We start from the raw sequence: 23,053 nt of genomic DNA, 5'->3' as shown, positions 1-23,053 counted from the left end.
TCCGACTAAAACACTTGCCATAAGTAATAATCCATTCGTTTGCTTTGCACTTAACAAATCTATAGTTAAAGCCCGAAATTGAAAATTACCTACTCTAGTATCTTTCTCAAATCTACTAATTAATTCGTTTGAAATTCCCTTCGTTTTCATCCAATCGTCTACAACAAATCCGTAAGTACGATATGGAATGTCTTTATTAACTGGGTCACTAGTAAGAGGGATTCCATCATATACTTGATCTTTAACAGCGATATAAATAGTTCTAGAATCATGTGGTAAAACTAAATTTTCTACAGCTTTTTTCACATGAAATGTCTTTGTCCAATCTCCTTGAATGACTTCTATATTCTTTTTATACTCGCCATTTTTAAATTCTTGTTTTTGTGATACGACTCCAGGAATTAATAAAATTTCATCTTCTTTTTCTATTGTTTCTTGTTGATATCCTAGTGCTTTAGCAAGATCGTTATATTCACTTAACTTCATTACATCTACACCATTTTCCGTGTATATATATGAAGATGAAGCCATTCGATACGGAATATTAGCATCAGAAAGGTGTTTTTTTATAATAGAAAGATTTTTATTTAATACTTTGTCGTTTTCAAAACTTCCATACAAAAATGTATACGGATTTGTCATCCTTACCAAATCCCTATTTCCAATTGCAGCTGTTGTACCAATCGCTGTAAATGCAACTGCTGAAACAATAGATACTATAAAAAACATCGTTGCATTATCTTTCATACGGTAAATTAATTCAGAAAATGTTAATATATTTGTTCTCTTTAAAAAGAAAGATTCTCTCCTTTTCGCAAGGTGCAATATATAAACGCTACACTGTGTATATAAAAAGTACGTTCCTATAATTACTAGGAGCACCCCTATTCCAAGCGTAATAAAATTAGTACTTGGGATAAAGCGAAATACTGAAAAATATCCATACCCTATACTAATTAAAGAAAGTAGCGATAATAAAATTGATGCTTTCGGTTCTGGCTTTAGCTTTTCTCTGCTTGTATAAGTTCCACAAGTTCTGTTACTTTTATCATTTTAAATGTAACGAGCGAAACAATTAAAAATAATAAAAGAAATGTGATGACTGTTAATAATACAGCCTGCACTGGTATATAAAAAGGCAAACCATTACTAATCATTAATACACTTGCGCTTATCAATAAAACTAGTTTAGAAAATACGAGTCCAATGAGAATTCCTATACAAATTGAGCCAAGTCCAATCAACATATTTTCAATTAATAATAATTTCTTAAGCTGTCTCATTGACATACCTTGCATCATTAATATCCCAAATTCTTTTTTACGCGTTTTTAAAAATGAACTAACTGAATATAGAATGAAGAAAAATGAAAATACAAAAATCAAGCCTTGCGAAACTGAAAATCCCAATGTACCAAATGCACTTATTGTTGCACTTGTCGATTTCAACTCACCTTGTAAATCAGGATGAAATAATAAAAGAGCATACGTAAAGAAAATCATAATAGAAAATGCACTACTTAAAAAATGAGCAGCATATGTACGCTTATTGCGAAAAATATTATTAAATGCGAACTGACGAAAAGTCATGCCTTTTCCCTCTAACAAAGAAAGGACATCCATAATCTTTTGATAAAATGCTTGCCTACTTTCACCACAATAAATTTCGTTATATAGTTGACCATCTTTAATAAATATGACTCTGCTGCAAAAACTCGCTGCATACGGATCATGTGTAACTAACATCATCGTAGCTTTTTCTTCTTTATTTAAAGTATCTAGCATCTCCATTACATCATTTGAAGATTTAGAGTCTAAATTCCCTGTTGGTTCATCTGCAAGTAATAATTGCGGCTTATGAACAATTGCACGAGCAATTGCTGTTCTTTGAGCTTGCCCCCTGAAATTTCAAAAGTTCTTTTACTCAATATATCTGTAATATTTAATTTCTCTGCAATTTCTTCAACTCGTTTGTTCATTTCTTGTACAGAAACACCATCTAATGTCATCGGCAATACGATATTTTCCTTTACTGTAAGTGTGCTAAGTAAATTAAATGATTGAAAAACAAATCCTAATTGTTTCCTACGGAATAAAGCCAAATTATCTGATGTCAACTGGAAAGGATTTGTACCATTTATTAATATTTCTCCCGATGTTGGAGAGTCGATAGTAGATACCATATTTAATAACGTTGTTTTCCCGCTCCCTGATGGCCCCATAATCCCTATAAATTCACCTTCTTGAATTGATAAATCAATATCTACCAATGCTTTAAAAGGCACTTTCCCTTTATATACTTTACTAATACTTTTTGCATGTAGAATTTCCATTTATATTCTCCCTTCATTTGCACTTCTCACAATATAGTGTAAATGAATTGTCTTATAGCACATATTGATTCATCTTTCATTTATCTTACACGCTTGTAAGATTTCTAAAAAACTGATAACAAACCTGTTTTCAAACTATAATTAACGATTATTCATCTTATAATATCTATATAGTAGCATAAAAATACAATGCTATTTATTTCTAATCTTTATTATATTAATGAAAAAAGACCGATTGTATTATCGGTCTTTTTTACTTTCAAATATTATATTTTTAACTAATTTCTTAAATTGAAATATAATTAAATAATACTTTTAATACTATTTCACTTGATAATATCCTCTGCAAAATACTGAGTTCTTCGGTTTCATTACAATTAAAAATGAATTGTAAATATCTGAGGCGGAAATTATTGCGTTTATCCAACATACAAATAATATGATTGATTTAATATTTCCTGATACATAGAACGACATAAATGCAGGGGCTACCGATAATACAATTATGGGTAAGCTCATAAAGACCCAAAATCTCGCTTTGGATAGGGTTGCATTTGTATTTAGCCAAAAAAATATTCCACTACATGTTAAGCTAATATCACCTTTGTTACTTATGACCAAAATGTGTAGACATTCGTGAATGATGAAGACAAAGATACCTATTATGATTAGATACAATATATTAATATGAGTGAAACCTACTCCAAAGTAATTTGGTATCAGAAAAATGATTATTTGAAGTAGATATACAAACTTCATATAATGCTTTTGATACCAATTATTCTTAATAAAAGGAGTCCATTCTGAAAAATCCATACTTATCTGTGGCAATTGACGAAACCAAATTATGATATGCGTTCCCCTCCCTCATTTAATCTATTTCATAACTTAAAACTTTTAATCCACTAACACTCAACCGTAAGTTTTAGATGCAAAACTTCGCTCACCTTCACTTTTGCCGTTCGTTCTTCTATTTGAGATCAAAATGATTCATTTTTAGGATAATTTGAGTAAGAAAGTGGTGTTTTCATAGATAAATGCATTCGACAAAATTATCCAAACCCCTTTTCATATATGATTTTTTATAAAATGATTATCGCATGTACAGCTTAATCCCCTTGTTTTTTGATGAGAAAATCCGGTAAGAAGCCATCCAAATTGTCTCTTTGATATGGTAACAGGTATAATGGAATGTAAAAAAGCTTAGAGTTTTAGCTCTAAGCTTTTTTACATTCCATTATAGATTCTTTTAAAGAGCAATATTTTTTATCCACTCTGATTTGCTTAATAAATAATGATTATATAGTTGGTTTTCTATCGTCTGTTGGCTCAAATAAGTAAATCCACATTTTTCAATAACTTTATTTGATGGTACGTTGTTAATTAAAGCAATTGCGTTGAGGACATCTACATTTGTATTTTTAAACAAATAATCAATTAACCCTTTAGTCGCTTTCGTAGCGTAACCATTGCTTTGATACTCGCTTGAAATAGCATACATTATTTCTCTATTTGGTGAAGGGAGTTCTTCTTTAATGCTTGTGCAGCACCATCCAATAAATTCATTTGTATCTTTATTAAATATTCCTAGCTTTAATATATGATCATCTATGTTAGACGTTTTTGTCACTGCATCAAGAAATGCTTTGTTTGCTGGTATTTCATCATTAATAACCCAGTCAATCCTTTGTTCTTTCGTTGATTTCCAGTCTGGTAAAAACTGTTCTATTTCCGGTTGATTCGATATTTTATAAATACTCTCCGCATCTTTGATAGTAAACTCTTGCAAGTATATATCTCCACAGTCTATTCTAAATAAATTAGTCGAACTCTCTTCTCCCATGTTAATCCCCCTTAATTACATTAAAGCGCCTTAATCTGCTTCGTAAGTTCTATAAATCGTTCATCAAGTTCTTTATATTCTTTATCGTTAGAAGTTAAAAAGCTTAATTTACCTAATACTTCTTGTCTCTCTGTTTCTAATGTTAAACGTAGCTCTTCAATATCATCTCTTGTTTTAATAAGTTCCTCTAGCTGCTTTTGTATCGTATTATTTAAAAACACGAGTTTCGTGTTAGTTGTTTTCTCCAGGAAATATCGATCGTGAGAAACTATAACGAGTGTTCCATTATACTCAGCTAATGTATTTTCAAGCTGTTCACGTGAAGGGAGGTCAAGGTGATTCGTCGGTTCATCTAAAATAAGTACATCTTTTTCATCTAAAATATAAGCCATTAACTTGCATTTTACTCGTTCCCCCATACTCATATGCTCAATCGGTTCTTTCCATTGAGAAGCTTGGAATCCTAAATGTTTCATTAAATTTTGGACTTTTCCTCTTTCTTCAAATGTCTCTTTAAAAAATAAATCTTCTGGTGTTTTATCCAGTGGTAAATCAAATACTTCTTGTGTTAAATAACCGATGTTTGCAGATGGTGAAATCCATACTTCTCCTTGTACAGTTTCCGTTCCCATAATCATCTTCAGTAATGTTGTTTTCCCGCTACCGTTTGGTCCAACAATCGCAACCTTCTCACCGTGCTGGATTGTAAAATTAACGTTTTCAAATAATGTCTTTCCATGAAAGTCTTTTTTTAATTTCTTTACTTCTAAAAAGCGTTTTCCTACTTTTTTATTCGCTTGAATAGAGAACTCCACTGAATACTCTTCTTTCACACGTTCTACTTTCGTTTTCTCCAGCTCTTTTTCGAGACGTTTTCGTTTTGACTTCACTTGCGCATCCATTCGCTTCGCTTTTACACGATAAAACTCTTTAACTCCTTCTTGTTTTGTAGACTGTGCGTGTGCCTTTTGTGACCATGAACTTAATTCTTTTATATGTGTTTCTACTTGTTCTATCTTTTTTTGTTGTTTTTCATATTCACGTTGCTGCGTCATTCTTGTATGCTCACGTGCTTTCATATAACTCGTATAATTACCGCTATGCTCAATTAGTTTCTTTTCCTCAATTGACCATATTTTCGTTGCGACAACATCTAAAAAGTATCGATCATGCGATACAACGATAACTGTACCCTTCATATTTTTTATTTGCTTAATGAGAAATTCCGTACTCATCTCATCTAAATGATTTGTCGGTTCGTCTAATATTAATAAATTAGGATTTTCGGCAAATCCTTTTGCTAGTCGAACTTTCAGCTTTTCACCACCACTTAAAGTAAGAAAATCGTTCGTTGGCACGCCCCATTTCGCAAGAAGTTCTGCTTCTTTTGCAATCATATCATTACTAATAAAAGATTCTATTTCTTGTTCAACATATGCCGTTGTCATATTCATTTGCTGCCATTCAACAATCCCTTTTGATGGCTCAATCTTCCCATTTATTAATTGAAGTAACGTTGATTTACCGGCACCGTTTTTACCAATTAATCCGATAACATCCCCTTGTTTTACTGTAACATTCATTTTCTCTAACAAAGTATTTTCCTTTATCTCAACATAAACATCATTTAATTTTAAAATTTCTTTCATATTACCGATCCCTTTCATTAAGGGAGAACAAAAAAATCCTCCCAAATTAATTTGGCAGGATTAGTCGTTAACATATTTATACCCAAATAAGCTATTACGCATAATAAATAGCAATACCGTTGTAAGGAAATTGGGCAGACTAATCCTATTTTTTATAAATTGAAATTTATTGAATTTCAACATTTAAAAATAAGATTAGTTAATCATCGTCCACCCATCATTCCTTTCCGTCATTAGTAACCATATTGTACCATAGTAGTACTGTATGAGTAAATGCGATTATACGTGCTGTGAAAATGATTGCTTTCTTTTAGGTCTATTTATCTTCACTTCATATCGATCAAACACAAACAACATCTGTAATACTACTGGCTTTAGATTTCCTTAATAGTAAACTTCTAAGCACTCTCTCTTATATGATTTTTATATAAATGTATCATTAATTATATATTATACATATTACATTTCAGTTCTTATAATAAAGATATCATTTTAAAAGGAGGATACTACAATGGAATTTAGTAAACTAGGAAACAGTGGATTAACAGTAAGTAAGATTGCATATGGGAACTGGATTAACCATGGTGGAAAAGTAAACGAAGATACTGCAAATGATTGTGTGAAAGCCGCACTAGATGTCGGAATTACTACGTTCGATACTGCTGATGTTTATTCGGACACTATAGCCGAAGAAGTACTTGGCCGGTCTTTGAAAGGTATACGCCGAGAAAGCATAGAACTATGTACAAAAGTATGCCATCCGACCGGACCTGGAAAAAATGATCGTGGATTATCGAGAAAACATATTATAGAAAATTGCAATGCATCGTTACAGCGGTTGCAGACAGACTACATTGATGTCTATTATGCACATAGATTTGACTCAACAACTCCTCTTGAGGAAACGATGTTAGCTTTTGCTGATCTTGTAAGACAAGGTAAAGTCCTTTACTTAGGCGTAAGTGAATGGACATCAGAACAAATTACCCGCGGTGCAGCACTTGCACGAGAATTGAACATTCCACTTATCGCTAGCCAACCTCAATATTCGATGTTGTGGCGAGTTATTGAAACTGATGTAATACCAACATGTCAACGTGAGGGGCTTGGTCAAGTTGTTTGGTCTCCCCTTGCACAAGGTATTCTCTCAGGAAAATATCAACCTGGTAAACCCTTGCCGACTCAATCACGTGCTAATTCAGATGCTGGCAAACCATTTTTCCACAAACTCGTACAACGTTGGATGAGTGATGATGTACTCACTGCAATTCAGAAACTCAATCCCATCGCGCAAGAAACTAATCTTACCCTACCACAACTCGCAGTTGCTTGGGTACTACAAAATCCAGCTGTTTCCTCTGCAATTATTGGCGCTTCAAACCCGGAGCAAATAAGAGAAAACGTAATTGCTTCTAGTGTTAAATTGCAACCTGAAATTATGGATCAGATTGATAATATACTAAAAGGTTTCGCTGAGTACGATCCGAGTAAAACAGGTTGAATCTTCAGTGACTTTAAAATAAAAATCGAAGTTTTCCTATCCAACTTTCCGACTGCCCATCCCATCAAGATGGGCCTTTACTTTTCAAATTCAAATTGTGAAGTCGTATAAACCTCTCTAACAACTGTTAAGAAGTTCTCTAATACGACAGACTTTTCATCTTGTCTCCATCCAACATATAAATTTATTTTTGGTGTATTTTCTTGAATGTCTTTATACATGACACCCGATTTTTTATAGCTTTCCACCGATGATGGAACGACAGAAATCCCCATTCCTGCTGCAACTAAATTCACAATCGTTTGCATTTGAATCGCTTCTTGAACAATATTTAAGCTGACTCCATGCTCCCAAAAGTAACTAATAATTAAATCATAAAAGTTTGTACCGAAATGACGGGGAAATAAAATAAATGGTTCATCAATTAATGATTTGATTGATATGTTAGGTAACGAAACTAAAGGATGATCTTCATGCAAAACCAATATTAAACATTCCTCAGAACAAACTTCGGAAACTAATATTTCATTATTCTGATTGGAACGAATAAATCCAATATGAATTTGTTTTTCATAGAGCGCTTTTATTTGCTGGTCTGTTGTCATCTCGCGTAATATGAGCTGAATTTTAGGAAACCGTTCTCGAAATGTTTTTAATATGTCTATAACGGTTTCTGTAGAATCGACAAAACCGATGATTAAATGTCCTATCTTCCCTTCATCCGCAAGCTGTGTTTCTTTAATAGTTCTATCTACTTGAAGCAACGTTTGCCGCGCACCTTCTAAAAATATTTTCCCTGCACTGGTTAGTTCAACCATTCTTTTTGTTCGACGAAAAAGTTGAACGCCCAATTCATCTTCTAATTTACGAATTTCTTGGCTTAAAGGAGGTTGTGCCATCCTAAGCCGTTCTGCTGCACGACTAAAGTTTAATTCTTCTGCCACCGTTATGAAATATCTCATTTTTCGAATATCCATTTCAATCCTCCAGTCATTATCAATTACCCAAAAAGCACTTTTATTACTAAAAAGCATGTGTATGACTAGTTGTTCTTTTTTCTTTTCAGTTGAGTTTATCTTCTCTTATGTAAATAATTTTACATTCTCAAATTGTATCAGTATTACAAAAAAAGGCTAAAAAACTTATCTTAAAAGTTCTTTAGCCTGAATCACTTTTTACACATTAAAAAATATTATTCGTACAACGGTACCTTTACCAACCTCTGAATGGATTCCTACACTATGTCCTAATTGTTTCGTAATTTCATATACAAGATAGAGCCCCATTCCAGTTGATTCTTTAAAATCTCTACCGTTTTCTCCTGTAAAGAAAGGTTTGAATACTCTTGGTAAATCTTGCTTCGGTATCCCTACGCCACTATCGGTAATTTCAAGTACAACTGTATTACCTTCCTTACGTGCTTTCACTTTAATCTTTTCTCTACTACCTGATGAATATTTAATCGCATTCGATATTATTTGTCCAATTAAAAATTGTAACCACTTCGCATCACTTTCTACAGTAATACTCTTATCAATTTCAAGCTCTGGGTATACAAAATTCCGAATAAAAAAGCGTTTATGTTCATGCACGGAATCATTCACTATTTTATGTAGTTGTACTCTTTCTACATAAAAATCTTGTGTAAATGCTTCTAAACGTGCGACATACAGTGCCATCTCTAACCCCTTTTTCAACCTATCTGTTTCCTCATTAATACTTTCAAAACGTGAATCCACTTCATCTTGTGTAATTAATTCTATTACAGATAAAGGTGTTTTCATTTGATGAATCCACTGATTCATAAAGGTTAAATGATCATTATTTTTCCTCTCTTGTAACTGGAGCTGATTTTGATAATGTCGATATTGTACTTCGAGCAAATCTTGGAGAGCAGTAGATAAAACTGCAAAATCAGATTTTTGAACAGATTCATCCAAAGATTGCAACGGATTTGCTAAACGTTCATAAAAAGAACGATGTGTAAAATAACGAAATACTAAATAACTTACCATAAAAAAAGCACCTAAAAACATTGCATATAATGCCGTTGAAATATGATTATGCCCATCAAACCAATAAACTAAGAATATGGCTAGTAGTTGGATCGCAGTAAAACAAATAAGTGGTATATGATCACGTATAAATAACCTTATCATTTTTCCATACCATTATCCCAAGTAATATGTAATCTATATCCAACACTACGAATTGTTTCTATTGCTCCTTCAATTTGTAACGTTTTCAACTTTTTACGCACACGTGTTGTATTTACACTTAATGTATTATCATCAACATAAGATTCACTATCCCATAATTTATTTAATAATACTTCCCTACTAACAACACGCGGATAGTTTTTCATTAACATCTCTAATAAAATGGCTTCGTTTCTCGTTATATCAATCTCTTGGTTCCTAAGTTTTAATACAAGTCTTTCGGGATATAAACTAAGACCTTGTTGCTCAATCATTCGTTCTTCTAGTTTCGGTGCATAGTCTCCATAAGCACGTCTTAAATGACTACGAATTTTCGCCATTACAACTTCATAATGAAACGGCTTCGGAATAAAATCATCGCCACCATTTTCTAACGCCATAACTTGATCCATCGTACCTTCACGGGCCGAAATAAATAAAATCGGACATGTGGAAACCCCGCGAATTTGACGACACCAATAGTAACCATCAAAACTTGGTAAATTAATATCTAATAAAACTAACTCCGGTTGTTCTTCTAAAAATATGTCTAACACATTTTGAAAATCCGTTACAATAATTCCTTGATAACCGTATTTCGCAACATATGTTGATAATAGCTCCGCAATTTTCATATCATCTTCAACAATCATAATTTTAACCATCTCTGAACTCCTTTTTGATCCACAATCTCAAATATACTTATATAAATAAATACTACCTCTTTTCACAAAATCCGTAAAATAGAAAAAGGATACTTTTATGCAAAAGTATCCTTTTTCTATTTTTCTTATTTAATATGAAATTCACTTAGAGAAAATCCTAACTTCTCCACATATTCCCTTCCTAGTTCCATCCGCGCCGTTTTTAGTGGATCCACAACTTGGCAAATTTTCAAATTACCTGCTGCTGATAATAAAAGAGTTGCATCAGCTTTAGACATTTCTAATTCTTCATGTAAAAATGTCACCAGATTACGTACAGCACGATTCGCTGCATCATCTAGCAATTTCTCTGAAGCAATCGTCATTATTTTTTCTTTTTGAATAGCCAATGGTAATGGCCATTTCTTTCCTTTTATAGTCTGAACAGTTACAGTTACCTCACCAGCAACCTCTACTCCACTAACACCAATTTCACCATCACCCATCGCAGCGTGTAAATCGCCTAATGCTAAAAGAGCACCAGGAACATTTACAGGTAATAATAACGTTGTACCTTCTTTGATTTCTTTACAATCCATATTCCCGCCGTGATCATGCGGTGTACCACATGAAATACTCTCTTCTTTCGGTGCAGTACCAATCACACCAATCATTGGATTAATTGGAATTTGCAGTTTATTTGAAAATGAAACATGTCCATTATGTATTGGGACAATTTTTACTGTATTTTCATTTAGCTCATCACCCATTACACCTAGGTTCGCACCTGTAGTTAAAACACCCTGCTCTGCAATTTTAATCTTTTCAATCGTTACGACTAATATATCACCAGGTTCTGCACCTTTAATATGTACAGGTCCGGTCGCTGGATTTATTCGATTCCAATCTAATTCTTGAAACACAACATCTTCAGAATCAATTTGATTTTCAAAGCAATCATATGTTTCAAATACAAGACGGCTCCCAATTTCTACTTCAATACATGGATTATTTTCTGGTGACATTGCGTAAATGATATGTTCTTTATGTATACGATGCATAGTACCTCTCCTTTTTCGTTTTTATCTTCTATATAATAATTAGCTTTTATCTGTATAAGCTCCTTTTTAAAATCAGTAGTTATTTTCAAGAAAAATGCACTTAGCTCATTTTGAAACATACACTCTTTACTATAACAGGTAAAGAAAGGTGGTATTACAATGCCCCTTATTCCATACAACGAAAGTGACGTTGATTTATTAGCACGTTTAATCCGTGCTGAAGCTGAGGGCGAAGGACGACAAGGTGAACAACTTGTTGGCTGTGTTGTCGTAAATCGTGTGTTTTGTGATTGTTTAGATTTTAAACAACTTCGATCTGTGCGTGATGCAGTATATCAAAGCCCTGGCGGATTCGAAGCAGTTCAATACGGTTACTTTTATCAACGTGCCCGTGAATCAGAAAAAGAAATCGCAAGAAAAGTTTTACAAGGTGAATGGCGCTGGCCAGCACGATGGGCTCTTTGGTATTTTCGTCCAGTTGGAGCTTGTCCACCCGAATGGTATAATCAGCCGTTTGCAGGACAATTTAAAAGCCATTGCTTTTACGAGCCTAGTGGCGATGAATGTCCAAAAATGTATTCAAGATAGTAAAAATTAAACAACGGAAGTACTTATTCTATTGAGTACTTCCGTTGTTTTGTAACTGTATTTTAGAAATCTAATAATGTGACGAATTTTCTTGTGCCTACCACATGTATTAATAATGGTATACGTGGACCACTTGATTGATTCATAATGAGCCTATATAAAATGGTAAATAATTGTTTTTGATTTTCTTTCATTATTTTTTTATTTTCATGATGACAAATCGGATACAATTGCTCCATTAGTTTAGAATGATCGTTATTAGAACGAATTATTTTACAAACTTCTACTAGCCATTTTTTCTGCCGTTCATCTAATGTGTTATAAAACTCCGTATTTTTCTCTTTATTTACCGCAATAAATTTTTTAGATTGAAAGTTTCTTATCCAATACTCAGCACGATTACTTATCGCTATCATTTCAGGTAATGCATAGCTCCTATCTATTTTCTCTAATATATCTTGTAAAATAGATGAATCAAAATTTAATAACGGTAAAGTTCCTGCTACTTGATTAAACTTTGGATACTCTTTAAATCGGCTATCAAGTCTAGAAAGTTTAATTGCATCAAATAAATCTTCATTTTTGAGTGTTTTATTTTCATAACTATCCTTCAATCTCTCATACTCTGTATAATTGCGAATCACATCTTCATCAAGTCCAATATGAAAAGCTGCGCCGGGCCTATATTTTGCAAACATAAAAAGAATCACTTCTGGTACATACACTTTTAATAAGTCGCTAGGTGTAATACTATTCCCTGAAGAACTGGACATTTTTTCATGATGCCCTTTAATTCCAATGAAATCATAAGCAACGTATTGAGGGGCTTCACAATTGAATATTTTCCTTGCAATTTCTTTTGATACATTATAACTACCTGTTTCCGACGAATGATCTCTTCCGCCCGGTTCGAAAATAACATCCTCTATCATCCATCTCATCGGCCAATCGATTTTCCAATTCAGTTTCATTTGATTTGTATTTAATACGGATAATTTATTTTGATTTCCACATTCACAGTCATACCGAACTGTTTTTAATACTTCATCAAAATGTGTAATAGTTGTTGCATCTTTCCCGCAGCTCTCACAATATAACGTAACGGGATAAAAGTTTTCTCTATCTTCTTCTCGGTGTATTCCTGTTTTAAAACCCATTAAAATATCATATATTTCTTTTCTTTTATACAAAGACTCTAATATGTTTTCGTTATACCTTCCGCTTCTATATTCAGCATGTTGATATATGAATTCCACTTCAATCCCAAATGCTTGGAGCGATTTCTCAAACTCTTTTTCAAAATGCTCTGCGTACGAGTTATGACACCCATACGGATCAGGAATATCACAGTATGGCATACCAATATATTTTGCAAAAGATGGATCAATATTTTTAGGAACTTTTCTAAACCTGTCATAATCATCCCATGAAAAGATAAAACGAGTCTTTTTCCCTAAATCTTGCAGAGCCCTTACAACGAAATAAGTCGTTACTATTTCACGGAAGTTCCCAATATGAACAGAACCAGATGGACTAATTCCAGCTGCACAAACAAAAGTTTCTTTGTTTGGATTTTTTCTAATCAATTCATGTGCTACTTCATACGCCCAATGCATATGTTACTCACCTCAATTGTATTTTTGTTTTCACATTTTCAGTTTTATGCAATAAAAAAACTCCCACCCCCAAGATTATTCATCTTGAGGACGAGAGTTATTAACTTCGCGGTACCACCTCAGTTTGTTAATACGTCACCATATTAACCTTTTCAGGTACGGCAAAATATGCTTATACCCTATCTCTATAACGGGAGAACCCGTCGCACCATCCCTAAATTAATTAGTTCCTTGCGCAGCTCCAAGTCTTTTTTCATTAAGATGTATACCGCTCTTTCTCAGCTACCAGAGCTCTCTGTACGTATTCTTTCTTAACTACTCTTCTCTTCAATGCCATTTTGAATATTAGTTTTTACATATGATAATTTATAACGTATATATTGTCAAATTTTTCCGAATGAAAATTAATAACACATATTTTCTCTATCTAAAAAATGCATTATTCCTTCAAGTTGAATGTTGTGACTACATCATCACACCATTATGTCACTTTCGGTTTCTCTTTAAATCGCTTATACTTTTCACTCCCTTCATATACTCGCAATACATTTTCACATAAAACATCATATACTTCTTCCTCCTCATAGTTATATGCTATTTTCGAGCAATGTGAGAAGGCTTTCGTTTTTTCACAGTACATCTTTTTTATGCCAATCCAATAAAAGGTTTACCTATATTTTTATCGAACTTTATATGTATCTTTAATGAATTGAGGTCAATCACTATGAACAGAATCGATTACATAAGACAAGAAGAGAAAAAATATCACGATCTTTGCTATGAACAATATAAATTATTCGAAGCAGGATCTTGGCTGTATAAACCTGTTAAAACAGTTATGGGCATGCTGAACTATTTTGAAGGACAGAAAGACCTACAAATACTTGACCTTGGCTCTGGTGTCGGTAGAAACAGTATTCCCATTGCACAAAAAATTATGAATAGTGGCGGCACTGTTACTTGTGTTGATCTACTTGATTCGGCTTTAATGAAGTTACAAGTTTATAGCAAAGAATATGGTGTATTTGAATACATAAAAACGGAACAAGCAGCAATTGAAGACTACTATATTGCTCCTAATACTTATGACTACATCGTTGCAGTATCAAGTTTAGAACATGTTAGATCAATAGACGATTTTAAAAAAGTGCTTCACACTATGAAAAATGGGACAAAGAGTGGCGGTATCAATTGTTTAATAGTTAACTCTAACATTCAAGAAATGGATTTAGAAACAGGAGAAGAATTAGATGCTTTAATTGAAATTAGCCTTTCTACGGAAGAAATGATACGTACACTAAAAGGTGTTTATACCGAATGGAAAGAAGTAAAAGTTGAAATAAAAAATTTAGCGTATGATATTGTACGAAACGGTAAACACATTCAATTAAATACGAATGCGATTACTTTTATCATGCGAAAATTGTAGTTTATATGAGTGGTGACAATTTTTATTTTTTATAGTCACCACTCGTATATTTATGTAAATATCATTCCATCGTAATTACAATTTTCCCTCTAACATGCTGACTTTCACTTAAAATATGAGCTTCTCTAATTCCTTCTTCATTAAACGGAACAACCTTACTGATGATAGGTTTAATTTTTCCATGCTCAATCAAAACAGATAATTCGTCCAATTGCTTCCCGCTTGGTTTCAACCATAAAAACCCTGATTTTATGCCCTTTACTTCATGACGTGGTTCATGAACGATAGAAACTAGAACACCACCAGATTTAATAATTTGAAAACTTTTTTCTTGTACTTCTCCGCCGATTGTATCTAACACAATATCATAATCTGATAGTAGCTCTTCAAATTTATCTTTTTTATAATCAATAACAAGGTCAGCTCCTAAATACTTTAAAAACTCTTCATTTTTACTACTTGCAGTTGTTGCGACAAAGGCCCCAAATGATTTTGCGATTTGAATTGCAAAACTCCCTACTCCGCCCGCTCCAGCATGAATTAATACTCGGTCATTTTCTTTTATTTGCGCGTAATCATACAAGACTTTGCCAAGCTGTTAGTCCTGCAAGAGGTATAGACGCAGCTTCTTCAAAACTAATATTATTTGGCATATGTGCTACTAAATCTGATTTCACTGTAATGTATTCAGCATAAGGACCTTTTCCTATATTTTCTGGTTTCGTAAACACTTTATCTCCTATTTTGAAATGGTCCACATCTTCCCCAACTTCTTCAATTACTCCAGCAACATCTAAACCTAATGTAATTGGAAATGAAAATTGCAGCTTTTCTTGTAATTCTCCCTTTCTTATTTTCCAATCAACAGGATTGACAGATGTTGCATGTATGCGTATTAATACTTCATTACATTTAATAATCGGCTTTGGAACTTGTCTTTCTTGTAATTCTTCAACACTACCATATTGATTAATAACAATTGCTTTCATTTCCTCTCCTCCTTACTGTTTATTTTAATAACAAATAATTATTTTTCAAAATTTTCCGCCTTGAATGACCATAAATATGTTTGGAGGTGATATTTATTTCTACTAATTAAGCATCATGAGTGCAAAAAACATTTATTTCACTTAAATACAATCTAATTTACGCCTAAGAAACACCCAAAGTTATATTTCTCTTTATTTATTAATGACTTTTAAATGAAACGGAGAGTGTGCTATGAGTGAACAAGTTTTCAAAGTAAACGGTATTGATATATGTACAGAAAGCTTTGGAAATCCTAATAACCCAGCAATATTATTAATTATGGGAGCTACGTGTTCAATGGTTTATTGGGATGAAGAATTTTGTGAAAGGTTGGCTAGCACAGGAAGGTTTGTCATTCGCTATGATAACCGTGATGTTGGGCGTTCTGTTACATATGAGCCTGGGACTTCCAATTACACTGTAGCAGATATGGCTGAAGATGCAATCGGAGTACTCGATGCGTATCATATTGACAAGGCACACCTTTTTGGCATGTCATTAGGAGGTATGATTGCTCAAATTGCTGCAGTAAAACACCCAGAAAGAATTTTGACCTTAACATTACTAGCAACAAGCGTTATTGGATCTGATAACAATACTCGTGATTTGCCTCCAATGGATGAAAGAATTTTGACACATCATGCTAATGGTGCACATTTAGATTGGACAAATAAAGATGTTATAGCGAAATATTTAATTACAGGATCACGTCTACTCTGTGGATCAAAGCGTATATTTGATGAAGCAAGAACTTTAAAACAAGTAAAGCAAGAAATAGAACGTGCTAACAATCTATTAAGTATGTTTAATCACGCCCTCCTTACAGGTGATGATTCTTATGAAGGTATACTAAAGTCGTTACTAGTACCTACTTTAGTAATTCATGGTACGGACGATACAGCTCTTCCACTTGAACATGGACTCGCACTTATTGATGAAATTCCGAACTCAAAGCTATTATCCCTTGAAGGTACAGGGCACGAGATTCATCCCGATGACTGGGATAAAATTATTAAAGCAGTTTCAGAACATATATCCTGTATAAGATAAGAACAACTATTAGAAGGGGCACAAATTTTTTTGCCCCTTCTATTTATCTCGCTATTTGTGGGCAGTAAAACTCCCACCTCAAAATTCAGCTGAAGCAAAGAAATTAGGTGGGAGATAAACTGCCCGTAAACGCCCGATTGGTGAAGGCTAATAATCAGTGGGGGATGAACAAAACCCCCACTGATTATAGTTTCACTTTATAAAGATTACGATACAATATCAAAAACCCATCACTGCATTCGTATGTATAGTGATGGGCTCTACCTATATTTTTCTATGCTTAAAAAAATGGACAATCTAACTGGTCAACAGATTCCCACGATTTTTTTTTTACATTTTCGGTGGATTTACTATTTTCTAGTGGTACGTGTTTAAATGGATTCATTTCAACTTTTAATAGAGATGATGGTTCTATATATAAAGAAAAAACATGGCTACTTGGCAAGGTTTTTGATACATCAATATCTCCTACTTGTTTAAATAATTGCTGGGCCGCAAAGAAAAAGAAATTAGTTGGATTAGATTGTTTATTAAGCCAAGCAATCATTTCAGGCGATACTGATTTATTAATGTTAATTTTCACTCGATCACCACGTTTATATCGCCTAGATCGCATACTTCCACCAACTAACTTATCGTTAAGTTTGTAAACCCTAACTCTTTTTGCTTATGCTCTCTATATTTTGGCGAGCATGTATATACTAATAACCCACGAGCATTGGTGAATAACGGGTTATCTACAAAAATCACATTTTTCAAGCGTCCTTTTTGTTTCAAAATCATTTTTAAGCTATTTTTAATAATAACTGCGCCCCCACCATAAATAAATACATATGGATCGTCTTTCATATCATCAATTTTGTTAATAATATCCGTTGCGACACGTGCTGCTAAACCTAAAAATGCTGGCTGCGATTCCTCAACTAACAATGCATTTCTTGGGTGCTTTTCATTTAAATAAATTTGGTTAAATTCTGTAATGCTATCAATTGTTTTCGTAGGATATTTCCGATTCCATCTCGTAATAATTTGTAGTAACGTTTCTTTTACACCGTACGATAATCCTTTACTTAATTGCGGACGGAAATTTACCCCTAATGAAACAACTTCTTCCGTTGTCCCCGCGCCAATATCAAAAGACAATAAAGTTTTATCTACAAAATCAATTTCTGAAACTTGATTTTGTTCACATTCTATTTTATGTTTCACAACATTTCCTTCCTCATCATATACAATCCCCCACGTCCCAGAAGCGCCTTCAGGTAGACATTTACAAAACTCAATAGAAACATTAATCGTAACATCGCGTCCATTTGGATAATGGAATATGACCTTGTGATTACCCATATACCGTTTCGCATTTTCAGCAGCAATTTCCTGTGTAATAAGTTGCATTGGAAGAGCAACAGATAAATCATAACGAATATTAATATGACTTGAAGTAGGGCTTTGACGCATAGCACTTATCGCTAAACCTGAAAGGATTGTAATGACCATTAACTCATCAGTAGATTTATTTGATTTTTTCTCCACTTCAGTACCTTTTAATTGATCTTGAATCACTTTTTCTCCAACGATGTATCGTACATTATTTAACATTAGCGATGGAGAACTAATGGTCACATCAATGTGATTCTCTAATTCTGACGATGAAACTTCACCCTCATCTAACAACCCCGTAGACTCACCTATATATAAGGAATAAATACTCGGAATAAAAATAGGTTCCTGCCCTTTCACCATTAACTTCAAACCATTATTTCCTGCATCTGCACCAGCTTTTAAAAGAATAGACATAACTACCCCCTAAATTAATCTGACATCCCTTCCAAATATATGCGAGCCCATTCTTTTACATTCAAATGTAATGTAATTTTTTCTTCATCCTTTAAACAAAATATCATAAACATTCACTTCATATGTAAAAAATGTTTGACATAAAACTTTTCCAATTTTATACTATGGATGTAAAGAGTTTTTTACAAAAGTGGAGGTGCAATTATATATTGAATACTAAAAAAATTATTTTTGTAATCATAACTTTATCTTTAATCGCTATACTTGTACATGGCACATACAAATACATAACTGAAGGTTCAATTTTGGGTGGGACTATTTTCGCTGCTTCTTTAATACTTAGTAATTTAATTAATCATATTACATGGGGAGATCCAAACGGAGTATCGAAAGAAAGTCAAGATGAGATGGGACAACAAATTACATATAAAAGCTTTAAAATCGCGTATTTTGTGCTTGTAGGTGTTATGTTCCTTATATTACTCTGCTCGGAAGGATTTTCTATGGGTTCCAATTTGGATGGTGTAAAAAACCTTCCACTCTTTATTGCACTCTGTTCTTCCTTTCTTATTTTCCCTATTGTTGAACTCATTGTCGCCAAACAATATAAATAAAAAAAGTGGTTTTCTAAATGCAGAAAACCACTTTTTTATGTTTAAATACCTTCTGCTATTGCTTTCAGCTTATTCACAGTCCGCCAGTTCCTTACTGTAGCTGGCGTATGTAATTTTTGAAACTGGTTCATTAGTTTAGAATTACGAATGCTTTTTTTGAAAAATAAATACACTACTCTTCCTTCGATATGGCAATCTTCTATGTCACTTTTGTACATAAGTAACCGCTTACTGTCTTCTTCAGAAAGTGGATTAGCTAAAAAGGCCACATGTACACTTTCTCCTTCTAATAACGAATGGGTCTCGTAAGGACACTTTTTAATAATATTAATAAATTCATCATTTGCTCGTAACATGACTGGAACATTGAAATCAAAAACGTTCTTAATTTCACATTCAATTCGTTCCTTTAAAAAACTTATCTCTTCTTCTGACTCAAACACTACATTTCCACTTTGAATATATGTTTTCACTCTTTTTAACCCTATTGATTCAAACATTATTTTCAAATCTGCCATTTTGATTACTTTATGTCCACCTACATTAATTCCCCGTAGTAGTGCAATATAAATTGTCATATGATTACCCCTCACGTATTTAAATGCTTAACAATCGAATTGTTTTGCACCTTTATGCTTCTCGAATACTTACTTTAATACATCTAACATATCATGTACGGAAAATATCTCAAATTAAAAAACTTACTACATGATTTTTTTCAAGAGTAAGCTTTGTTATCTCATTATCTCGTTATAGGTAAATGTAATATGAATTGTTGTCCAATTGGTCCCATTCTTCTAAACCCTTTATCTTGAAATCCAACTTTCTCATATAACTTTTGTGCCGGAATGTTTTTTTCATTTACAGCAAGAATCACTTCATTTTTTACTGGATAATAATATTTTACAAAGTCTTGTAATAACGCCAATGATTTCTTAGCATATCCCTTATTTTGTTTATTGTGATTAATGGAAAAAGAAGTTAAAAGTATGGCATCCTTATTTTCTGTAAACTCCTGTACCCTATCACCTGTTTGTAATATAAATACACCGACAGGTACTCCGTTATAGTCTAAAATAACAACTACATTTTTCGTTCGATCATTTTTCGCTTTCTCCAGTAATTCACCTGGATTCGCCGTAAATTGAACTTGTTCACTTGGTAAAGTAAATGATTGTATTATCTCTTTATATTGCTCCTTATACGGCACTAATTGTATTTCTCCTGTATGTATGTTCATGCTTAACTCTCCCATTCCTTCAAGTTATTAACTTAAACCTTGCTGTGTTTTAGAATGCACTTTTCCATCCAAAAATGTTATTTTAGCAAATGATTTTGGATCGTTTCCTTTCCAAGCAAAAATTTGCTTAATTCGTGTAGAATGTTCTTCCCCTTCTTCTATGAGTAAATCCCCTTCAAAACCGATTAAATCTTTCACTTCTAAATAAGTCATTCCTTCATTAATATTTGAGAAATGATTTATATTAATGGTCTCTTGCTTTTTATTTTCCGTTATAGTAGAAGACATAGCTGTTTTCTTCTTCACTTCTTTCTTCTGGTCACACGCTGTCATACTAAAACCTATGCATAAACTACCTAATATGAGTGCGCTTTTTTTCATCATAACGGCTGTCCCTCCCCTCATTATTAAACCATATATTCCCTTAAAAATAAACTGAATATTTAATCTTGAAGAAAAACCCCGTACAATTTAGTACGGGGTTTTCACTATTTTTTCAAATGGTTATTTGACTGATCTTCTTGTTCTTTTCGTAGTTCTTGTTCTTCATCTTTTGGTAATTGTTTATCATTATCTTTAATCGGATTCGTTTCTCTATTTTCAATCATATCATTTGGAACTTGCGGCATTACTCGGCCAACAATTGCTGCTAATTCATCAAGTATGCCTTCACCAGTTTTACCTTTTTTAATTTGCTTGCCTATTTGTTTTAGTCTTTCATACGTATCAACATCTGCTACAACGACTGCATTTGCACCGTTTGGGTCATTCTTCAAACTCTCTGCAACAGAATACTTAATTGACTCAACGCGAGTTCGATCAAGTTTCGCTTTCACATCAATACCTACAACAGCATACTTCCCAACTACTACTGCTGTCGCATCGTTTACACCAGGTATACTTGCAGCTAAAGATGCCAGATGATCAGCTGCTTTTTCATTTGGCTTATTTGATTTATTTGTATACGTAACATTTTTCATCGAGACATTTTTTTGTTCTGGCTTTTCATTAGGATTGTCTTTTTTTCCAATGCTACATCCAGTAATAACGAAACAAAGCATTAACATATATATAATGATTTTCATTATTTTCACCACTTTATCATTGATGTTTAATCATAAATTTTCTCAACAGCTTGCATCTTCTTCACTTTTTCTTCTGCACCGCTATTTGCGTTAATGAAAATTTGGTACGTATCTTTCCCTAAAGTACCAATATATTCATAACAAAGTACTTCATTATGCAAGTCATTTACTACTACAGCTTTACGTTCTTCCATAACTTTTACATCGGGGTTAATTTTCTTTCTCGCCTCAGCAGCGGTTAGCTTCGCACTCGGAATCGTTCGTTTTTGATGTGATGCTAAATATTCCTTTGCGGAAAAACCAACAATCGACCCATCATCTAAGGCAATTTTCATTTGGATTGCTTCTGGATAAATACGCACTCCATTTTCATTTACAACGTACGTAAACACACCGATATTATCATATTGAGAACTATCAAACAGCTCCATATTTGTAAACTTGTGATCCTTTAAAAATGTTAATCCTTTACTTCCTGCATCATTTAAACTGATTTTTTGCTCTTTAATTTCTCGGTTGTTCATTACCCAAATTGGATATCCACCTTTTCCGGTAATATCCATATAATACTCATTGTTCGTTGCTGGATCTTGAATTTTCACACTGTAGAATGATTCTTTTGCACCTTTTCCACTTTTCTCAACTTCTACTTTTTCATTCCCTTTTAAGTTTAAAAATGATTTCGCGATTTTTTCCGCTTCCGCTTTCGAAATCGCCTTTCCTTTTGCTTCAAATCCGCCTTTTTTATTCTTTTGTGCACTTGTAAAAGTCGGTCCAAAGTTTGTGGACGAGTATGATGTTACATTCTTTTCTACCGTCTTTAATCCATCGATAATTGTGTTATCTGCTGGATCTTGGTTTGACGCAAGAGCCATTTCTACATCCATCCAGCGAAGATTATTTTTCAATACAAGATGCTGCACTTTTCTCAGTTCATCTTGTATATTTGCTGCATTTGAATATAAACCTTGTAACGTTTTATATTCTTGATCATTTAACGGATCTTTTTCTAAATCACGAACCGCTGCACGATAACTAAAATCACCGATATTCGCCAGGAACTCTTCCGTTTTATTAAATGGCATTAATGTTAAAGGTAATTGTCCTACATCAGAACGAGCCTCTGATGTTAAACGCCATACATCTACTAAAGCTGGCGATAATGAGGAACGTGAATTCATCGCCAGTGTTGTTCCAATTTTATCGTGTAATAAATCAACTTCATATGCTAAATCATGAAACGCACGCTGATAACTATTTTCCGCTCGAATTAATACTGCATTTTTCTCTTGATGCTCTTTATAGCCCCAATACCCTGTTCCAACTACACCTACTGTTAACAATACGATGATAATACCTCGTAACATGTTTCCACCT

Annotated in this window: 21 protein-coding genes, 3 pseudogenes and 1 other annotated feature; of the genes and pseudogenes, 5 read left to right on the top strand and 19 right to left on the bottom strand. The window is 33.3% G+C overall.

Annotation, left to right across the window (positions count from 1 at the left end):
* The 5 genes and pseudogenes from JFU54_RS28350 to abc-f form a co-directional block, all read right to left on the bottom strand.
* A pseudogene (locus JFU54_RS28350) lies at positions 1 to 1,589 on the bottom strand (ABC transporter permease); the annotation flags it as partial.
* Positions 1,564 to 2,332: pseudogene (locus JFU54_RS28345) on the bottom strand (ABC transporter ATP-binding protein). The pseudogenes JFU54_RS28350 and JFU54_RS28345, both read right to left, overlap by 26 nt.
* Positions 2,333 to 2,653: 321 nt before the next feature.
* A complete protein-coding gene (locus tag JFU54_RS28340) occupies positions 2,654 to 3,148 on the bottom strand; it encodes a DUF3267 domain-containing protein (protein WP_049772868.1) in 495 nt (164 codons plus the stop codon).
* A 433-nt stretch (positions 3,149 to 3,581) separates the two neighbouring features.
* Complete coding sequence (locus JFU54_RS28335) at positions 3,582 to 4,175, bottom strand: GNAT family N-acetyltransferase (RefSeq protein ID WP_002165679.1); 594 nt, start codon at positions 4,173 to 4,175, stop codon at positions 3,582 to 3,584.
* 20 nt (positions 4,176 to 4,195) lie between these two features.
* Positions 4,196 to 5,824 (bottom strand): ribosomal protection-like ABC-F family protein, encoded by a 1,629-nt coding sequence (abc-f, locus tag JFU54_RS28330; protein WP_002136649.1) that lies wholly within the window; start codon positions 5,822 to 5,824, stop codon positions 4,196 to 4,198.
* 511 nt (positions 5,825 to 6,335) lie between these two features.
* Here abc-f and JFU54_RS28325 point away from each other — a divergent pair.
* On the top strand, positions 6,336 to 7,325 hold the full coding sequence (locus tag JFU54_RS28325) for an aldo/keto reductase family protein (RefSeq protein ID WP_002013118.1): 990 nt from the start codon (positions 6,336 to 6,338) through the stop codon (positions 7,323 to 7,325).
* A gap of 77 nt (positions 7,326 to 7,402) precedes the next feature.
* Here the strand turns inward: JFU54_RS28325 and JFU54_RS28320 are convergent, their stop codons facing one another.
* The 4 genes from JFU54_RS28320 to JFU54_RS28305 all read right to left on the bottom strand — a co-directional run bounded on the left by JFU54_RS28320 (position 7,403) and on the right by JFU54_RS28305 (position 11,228).
* Complete coding sequence (locus JFU54_RS28320; protein ID WP_002165677.1) at positions 7,403 to 8,302, bottom strand: LysR substrate-binding domain-containing protein; 900 nt, start codon at positions 8,300 to 8,302, stop codon at positions 7,403 to 7,405.
* Between the two features lie 198 nt (positions 8,303 to 8,500).
* The gene (locus JFU54_RS28315) at positions 8,501 to 9,484 is read right to left on the bottom strand and encodes a sensor histidine kinase (protein WP_002142017.1); all 984 of its coding nucleotides are present in this window, start codon (positions 9,482 to 9,484) and stop codon (positions 8,501 to 8,503) included.
* Positions 9,481 to 10,188 carry a response regulator transcription factor gene (locus JFU54_RS28310; protein ID WP_002127681.1) on the bottom strand — a complete coding sequence of 236 codons (708 nt, stop codon included), beginning with the start codon at positions 10,186 to 10,188 and terminating at the stop codon, positions 9,481 to 9,483. Before JFU54_RS28310 ends, JFU54_RS28315 begins: the two co-directional genes overlap by 4 nt.
* Positions 10,189 to 10,313: 125 nt before the next feature.
* On the bottom strand, positions 10,314 to 11,228 hold the full coding sequence (locus tag JFU54_RS28305; protein ID WP_002165676.1) for an acetamidase/formamidase family protein: 915 nt from the start codon (positions 11,226 to 11,228) through the stop codon (positions 10,314 to 10,316).
* A 159-nt stretch (positions 11,229 to 11,387) separates the two neighbouring features.
* Here JFU54_RS28305 and JFU54_RS28300 point away from each other — a divergent pair, with 159 nt between their 5' ends.
* Positions 11,388 to 11,816: a cell wall hydrolase gene (locus tag JFU54_RS28300; RefSeq protein WP_002013108.1), complete on the top strand. Its 429-nt coding sequence runs from the start codon at positions 11,388 to 11,390 to the stop codon at positions 11,814 to 11,816.
* A gap of 62 nt (positions 11,817 to 11,878) precedes the next feature.
* On the opposite strand, the gene lysS is transcribed toward JFU54_RS28300, so the two are convergent.
* Both lysS and JFU54_RS29515 read right to left on the bottom strand, forming a co-directional pair.
* Entirely contained in the window at positions 11,879 to 13,432 is a 1,554-nt protein-coding gene (gene lysS / locus JFU54_RS28295) for a lysine--tRNA ligase (RefSeq protein WP_201067403.1), read from the bottom strand.
* 83 nt (positions 13,433 to 13,515) lie between these two features.
* Positions 13,516 to 13,772: a binding site (T-box leader), on the bottom strand.
* Between the two features lie 141 nt (positions 13,773 to 13,913).
* Positions 13,914 to 14,072 carry a hypothetical protein gene (locus JFU54_RS29515; protein WP_002013104.1) on the bottom strand — a complete coding sequence of 53 codons (159 nt, stop codon included), beginning with the start codon at positions 14,070 to 14,072 and terminating at the stop codon, positions 13,914 to 13,916.
* Positions 14,073 to 14,156: 84 nt separating this feature from the next.
* Here JFU54_RS29515 and JFU54_RS28290 point away from each other — a divergent pair, with 84 nt between their 5' ends.
* On the top strand, positions 14,157 to 14,861 hold the full coding sequence (locus JFU54_RS28290) for a class I SAM-dependent methyltransferase (RefSeq protein ID WP_201067400.1): 705 nt from the start codon (positions 14,157 to 14,159) through the stop codon (positions 14,859 to 14,861).
* 61 nt (positions 14,862 to 14,922) lie between these two features.
* Here JFU54_RS28290 and JFU54_RS28285 read toward each other — a convergent pair.
* Positions 14,923 to 15,850, bottom strand: a pseudogene (locus tag JFU54_RS28285) (NADP-dependent oxidoreductase).
* A 232-nt stretch (positions 15,851 to 16,082) separates the two neighbouring features.
* On the opposite strand from JFU54_RS28285, the gene mleBCA reads away from it, so the two are divergent.
* Positions 16,083 to 16,940 carry a BCA family alpha/beta fold macrolide esterase gene (gene mleBCA / locus JFU54_RS28280; protein WP_201067397.1) on the top strand — a complete coding sequence of 286 codons (858 nt, stop codon included), beginning with the start codon at positions 16,083 to 16,085 and terminating at the stop codon, positions 16,938 to 16,940.
* Positions 16,941 to 17,220: 280 nt separating this feature from the next.
* On the opposite strand, the gene JFU54_RS28275 is transcribed toward mleBCA, so the two are convergent.
* Positions 17,221 to 17,556, bottom strand: a complete 336-nt coding sequence (locus tag JFU54_RS28275) for a hypothetical protein (RefSeq protein ID WP_002085171.1) — start codon at positions 17,554 to 17,556, stop codon at positions 17,221 to 17,223.
* An 11-nt stretch (positions 17,557 to 17,567) separates the two neighbouring features.
* Entirely contained in the window at positions 17,568 to 18,737 is a 1,170-nt protein-coding gene (locus tag JFU54_RS28270) for a ParM/StbA family protein (protein ID WP_002013097.1), read from the bottom strand.
* 209 nt (positions 18,738 to 18,946) lie between these two features.
* On the opposite strand from JFU54_RS28270, the gene JFU54_RS28265 reads away from it, so the two are divergent.
* Positions 18,947 to 19,351: a hypothetical protein gene (locus tag JFU54_RS28265; protein ID WP_002127690.1), complete on the top strand. Its 405-nt coding sequence runs from the start codon at positions 18,947 to 18,949 to the stop codon at positions 19,349 to 19,351.
* A gap of 41 nt (positions 19,352 to 19,392) precedes the next feature.
* Here JFU54_RS28265 and JFU54_RS28260 read toward each other — a convergent pair whose 3' ends face one another.
* The 5 genes from JFU54_RS28260 to ypeB all read right to left on the bottom strand — a co-directional run bounded on the left by JFU54_RS28260 (position 19,393) and on the right by ypeB (position 23,043).
* Positions 19,393 to 19,929 carry a DUF1697 domain-containing protein gene (locus JFU54_RS28260; protein WP_002013095.1) on the bottom strand — a complete coding sequence of 179 codons (537 nt, stop codon included), beginning with the start codon at positions 19,927 to 19,929 and terminating at the stop codon, positions 19,393 to 19,395.
* Between the two features lie 164 nt (positions 19,930 to 20,093).
* The gene (locus tag JFU54_RS28255; protein WP_002013093.1) at positions 20,094 to 20,591 is read right to left on the bottom strand and encodes a GNAT family N-acetyltransferase; all 498 of its coding nucleotides are present in this window, start codon (positions 20,589 to 20,591) and stop codon (positions 20,094 to 20,096) included.
* Between the two features lie 27 nt (positions 20,592 to 20,618).
* Positions 20,619 to 20,975, bottom strand: a complete 357-nt coding sequence (locus JFU54_RS28250) for a hypothetical protein (RefSeq protein ID WP_002127693.1) — start codon at positions 20,973 to 20,975, stop codon at positions 20,619 to 20,621.
* Between the two features lie 104 nt (positions 20,976 to 21,079).
* Positions 21,080 to 21,676, bottom strand: coding sequence for a YhcN/YlaJ family sporulation lipoprotein (locus tag JFU54_RS28245; RefSeq protein ID WP_002085166.1), 597 nt, complete (start codon positions 21,674 to 21,676; stop codon positions 21,080 to 21,082).
* A gap of 26 nt (positions 21,677 to 21,702) precedes the next feature.
* Positions 21,703 to 23,043 carry a germination protein YpeB gene (gene ypeB / locus JFU54_RS28240; RefSeq protein ID WP_002032722.1) on the bottom strand — a complete coding sequence of 447 codons (1,341 nt, stop codon included), beginning with the start codon at positions 23,041 to 23,043 and terminating at the stop codon, positions 21,703 to 21,705.
* Positions 23,044 to 23,053 lie beyond the last annotated feature (10 nt).

Origin of the sequence: Bacillus sp. TH19, assembly GCF_016651075.1 — a bacterium.
Taxonomy (GTDB): domain Bacteria; phylum Bacillota; class Bacilli; order Bacillales; family Bacillaceae_G; genus Bacillus_A; species Bacillus_A mycoides.
Note: the sequence above shows the minus strand (reverse complement) of the source record. Positions and strands in the feature narration are given on the sequence as shown.

Bases quoted from the DNA above. Each gene is read 5' to 3' on its own strand.
- JFU54_RS28340 (WP_049772868.1), bottom strand. From the start codon at position 3,148: ATGGATTTTTCAGAATGGACTCCTTTTATTAAGAATAATTGGTATCAA.
- JFU54_RS28335 (WP_002165679.1), bottom strand. From the start codon at position 4,175: ATGGGAGAAGAGAGTTCGACTAATTTATTTAGAATAGACTGTGGAGAT.
- abc-f (WP_002136649.1), bottom strand. From the start codon at position 5,824: ATGAAAGAAATTTTAAAATTAAATGATGTTTATGTTGAGATAAAGGAA.
- JFU54_RS28325 (WP_002013118.1), top strand. From the start codon at position 6,336: ATGGAATTTAGTAAACTAGGAAACAGTGGATTAACAGTAAGTAAGATT.
- JFU54_RS28320 (WP_002165677.1), bottom strand. From the start codon at position 8,302: ATGGATATTCGAAAAATGAGATATTTCATAACGGTGGCAGAAGAATTA.
- JFU54_RS28315 (WP_002142017.1), bottom strand. From the start codon at position 9,484: ATGATAAGGTTATTTATACGTGATCATATACCACTTATTTGTTTTACT.
- JFU54_RS28310 (WP_002127681.1), bottom strand. From the start codon at position 10,188: ATGGTTAAAATTATGATTGTTGAAGATGATATGAAAATTGCGGAGCTA.
- JFU54_RS28305 (WP_002165676.1), bottom strand. From the start codon at position 11,228: ATGCATCGTATACATAAAGAACATATCATTTACGCAATGTCACCAGAA.
- JFU54_RS28300 (WP_002013108.1), top strand. From the start codon at position 11,388: ATGCCCCTTATTCCATACAACGAAAGTGACGTTGATTTATTAGCACGT.
- lysS (WP_201067403.1), bottom strand. From the start codon at position 13,432: ATGCATTGGGCGTATGAAGTAGCACATGAATTGATTAGAAAAAATCCA.
- JFU54_RS29515 (WP_002013104.1), bottom strand. From the start codon at position 14,072: ATGTACTGTGAAAAAACGAAAGCCTTCTCACATTGCTCGAAAATAGCA.
- JFU54_RS28290 (WP_201067400.1), top strand. From the start codon at position 14,157: ATGAACAGAATCGATTACATAAGACAAGAAGAGAAAAAATATCACGAT.
- mleBCA (WP_201067397.1), top strand. From the start codon at position 16,083: ATGAGTGAACAAGTTTTCAAAGTAAACGGTATTGATATATGTACAGAA.
- JFU54_RS28275 (WP_002085171.1), bottom strand. From the start codon at position 17,556: ATGCGATCTAGGCGATATAAACGTGGTGATCGAGTGAAAATTAACATT.
- JFU54_RS28270 (WP_002013097.1), bottom strand. From the start codon at position 18,737: ATGTCTATTCTTTTAAAAGCTGGTGCAGATGCAGGAAATAATGGTTTG.
- JFU54_RS28260 (WP_002013095.1), bottom strand. From the start codon at position 19,929: ATGACAATTTATATTGCACTACTACGGGGAATTAATGTAGGTGGACAT.
- JFU54_RS28255 (WP_002013093.1), bottom strand. From the start codon at position 20,591: ATGAACATACATACAGGAGAAATACAATTAGTGCCGTATAAGGAGCAA.
- JFU54_RS28250 (WP_002127693.1), bottom strand. From the start codon at position 20,975: ATGATGAAAAAAAGCGCACTCATATTAGGTAGTTTATGCATAGGTTTT.
- JFU54_RS28245 (WP_002085166.1), bottom strand. From the start codon at position 21,676: ATGAAAATCATTATATATATGTTAATGCTTTGTTTCGTTATTACTGGA.
- ypeB (WP_002032722.1), bottom strand. From the start codon at position 23,043: ATGTTACGAGGTATTATCATCGTATTGTTAACAGTAGGTGTAGTTGGA.